Source organism: Bradyrhizobium sp. (genome assembly GCF_027451485.1).
Taxonomy (GTDB): Bacteria; Pseudomonadota; Alphaproteobacteria; order Rhizobiales; family Xanthobacteraceae; genus Bradyrhizobium.
This window is the reverse complement of sequence record NZ_DAIDJE010000055.1, coordinates 1-2,462: the sequence shown is the minus strand read 5'-3', so window position 1 is coordinate 2,462 and position 2,462 is coordinate 1. Positions and strand designations below refer to the sequence as shown.

At 62.4% G+C, this 2,462-nt stretch carries 3 protein-coding genes; 2 read left to right on the top strand and 1 reads right to left on the bottom strand.

The window, feature by feature from the left end:
• Both NEZ08_RS08190 and NEZ08_RS08185 read left to right on the top strand, forming a co-directional pair.
• Nucleotides 1-1,335 (top strand): phosphate acyltransferase (locus NEZ08_RS08190; protein ID WP_298106108.1); only part of this gene is annotated, 1,335 nt, incomplete at its 5' end.
• Between the two features lie 89 nt (nt 1,336-1,424).
• Nucleotides 1,425-1,871, top strand: coding sequence for a DoxX family protein (locus NEZ08_RS08185; protein ID WP_298106107.1), 447 nt, complete (start codon nt 1,425-1,427; stop codon nt 1,869-1,871).
• On the opposite strand, the gene NEZ08_RS08180 is transcribed toward NEZ08_RS08185, so the two are convergent.
• Nucleotides 1,868-2,425 (bottom strand): dihydrofolate reductase, encoded by a 558-nt coding sequence (locus NEZ08_RS08180; RefSeq protein ID WP_298106106.1) that lies wholly within the window; start codon nt 2,423-2,425, stop codon nt 1,868-1,870. The genes NEZ08_RS08185 and NEZ08_RS08180 overlap by 4 nt on opposite strands.
• Between the last annotated feature and the right edge of the window lie 37 nt (nt 2,426-2,462).

Here is a 2,462-nt window from a genome sequence, read left to right as displayed (position 1 = left end):
CTGTGCTTCCCGTTCATCTTCCGCGGTGCGCTCGATGTGGGCGCCACCGCTATCAACGAGGAAATGAAGAAAGCGGCAGTGGATGCCATCGCGCAGCTGGCGCGCGATCCGCCGGTCGATGCGCCGGGCTTTGATACCGGCCAGGCCCAGGGCTTTGGTCCAGGTTCGCTCATTCCAGGTCCGTTCGATCCGCGCCTGATTTTGCGCATCGCGCCGGCGGTCGCCAAGGCGGCAATGGATTCCGGCGTGGCGACGCGACCAATCGCGAAGTTCGAGGATTACGCAACCCACCTCGAGCGTTTCGCCTTCCGCTCCGGGCTCATCATGAAGCCGATCTTTGCCAAGGCAAAAACTCAGCCGGTCCGGGTGATCTACGCCGAGGGCGAAGACGAACGCGTGCTGCACGCAGCGCAGGTGGTGCTGGAAGAAAATGTGGCGCGGCCGATCCTGGTCGGCCGCCCTTCGGTGGTCGAGGCGCGGATCAAGCGCTTTGGCCTCGCGATCAAGGCCGGCAAGGATTTTGATCTCGTCAATCCGGAGGATGATCCACGTTACCGCTCCTACGTCCAGTCCTACATCAATGTCGCCGGCCGGCACGGCGTGACGCCGGATGCCGCGCGCACTGTGGTGCGGACCAATGCCACCGTGATCGCGGCGCTCGCGGTCAACCGTGGCGAGGCCGATGCCATGATTTGCGGTGTTGAAGGCGGTTATCGCAGCCACCTGCGCCACGTGCGCGAAATCATCGGCTTCCGGCCGGGGGTAAGCGATTTTGCAGCGCTCTCCCTGCTGATCACGCGGCAAGGGTCGTATTTCATCGCCGATACCCAGGTACGGCCCAATCCCAGTGCCGAGGAAATCGCCGAAATGGCGGCGCTGGCGGCGGTTCACGTGCAGCGCTTCAACATCAAGCCCAAGATCGCCTTCGTGTCGCATTCCGATTTCGGCAGCTTCGATACGGAATCTTCCCGTAAAATGCGCCGCGCTACGGCATTGTTGCGGGAGAAGCATCCCGAAATCGAGGCCGACGGCGAAATGCAGGGGGATACCGCGCTCTCGGAAACGGCCCGCAAGCTGGTCTTGCCGCACTCGAACCTTGAAGGCGAGGCAAACGTGCTGGTCATGCCCAACCTCGATACCGCCAACGTTGCCTATCAGATGATCAAGTCGGTGGCCGACGCCCTGCCGGTGGGCCCGATCCTCATCGGGACGTCACGGCCGGCGCATATTCTGACGCCATCGGTGACCGCGCGCGGCATCCTCAATATGACGGCGATTGCCGCCGTCGAGGCGCAAGAGCCGGCCGGGCGCCTGCAGCCGTCGCTGTTCGGCTAGCCGGTACCGATTGAGCGTTTGAAAAGCCGGCGCGGAACGACCATAATCGCTCGATCATCCGTGATGGTTGCGAGCCAGAGAGGCCGATGATGCCGGCGCTTGTTACACTTGGACGAATTCTGTTCTGCGTGCTGTTCGTGTGGTCGGGAGTCATGAAGCTCATGAACCTATCGGCTACGGCGCAGATCACCCAAAAGATCGTCATTCCGGCGATCGTGGCTCCCTATACTGCGCAGCTTGAGACCCTCACGGGCATGCCGTTGGCCAATATACTGGCGATTGCGGCGGGCGCATTGGAAGTTGTCTGCGGTGTCATGATCGCGCTGAACTTTGGCGCCCGCTTCTTTGCCGTCGTGCTGGCGCTGTTCGTGGCGGCAGCGACGTTCTATTTCCACGATTTCTGGAATCAGACGGGGGCCGAGGCCGCCAACAATACGATCCATGCGCTGAAGAATCTGTCGTTGATCGGCGCCTTGCTGATGATCGCCGGGACCGGCCGCACAGCCAAAGCCGCCGAGCCGGCGTACGACGTTTAGGGCGTTCGTCGCCACGGCGTCACCGTGACGCCGTAGGCCTCGTCCAGGATCTGGCTATCGCCGGGCGTGAGGCCATGCCGCCTCAAAATTGCCTGGGGCGTTTGCTGCGGCACATCTGAAAAGACCGGCTCTCCACCGGGCAGGTGGACGCCGGGCGCGTGTGACAGCCAGAAGGTGTCATAGCGATCCATGAACATATCGAACACGCTGGGCCCCCCGATGATGGCAACGGCGCCCGCGTGAATGCCCGCGTGCTCGCAGGCCGCCTCAAAGGGTGCCGCAGCCGGATTCCATAACGTCGCCTTGGGATTGGCTGGATCGTCGGCGAGGCGCTCGACCTTCCGTGTCAGAACAATCCGCTTTCGTCGCGGTGAGTTCGGCTGCTCTTCGTGCGAGTGCCGACCGTGAACGATCAGGTCGGCGCGATCGAGCGCGGCTGTAAAAAAGCGCTTGTCGCCTTCGAATTTCAGCGCCTCCGGCATCACATTGTTCGCATCCGCCAACATGCCGTCGGCGGAAACGATGACATAGCCCTCGATGCGGAGCGCCGGCATGGCCCTTCTACGTTTACGTCCGACGTGAAGCTATTCC

Bases quoted from the DNA above. Each gene is read 5' to 3' on its own strand.
- NEZ08_RS08185 (WP_298106107.1), top strand. From the start codon at position 1,425: ATGCCGGCGCTTGTTACACTTGGACGAATTCTGTTCTGCGTGCTGTTC.
- NEZ08_RS08180 (WP_298106106.1), bottom strand. From the start codon at position 2,425: ATGCCGGCGCTCCGCATCGAGGGCTATGTCATCGTTTCCGCCGACGGC.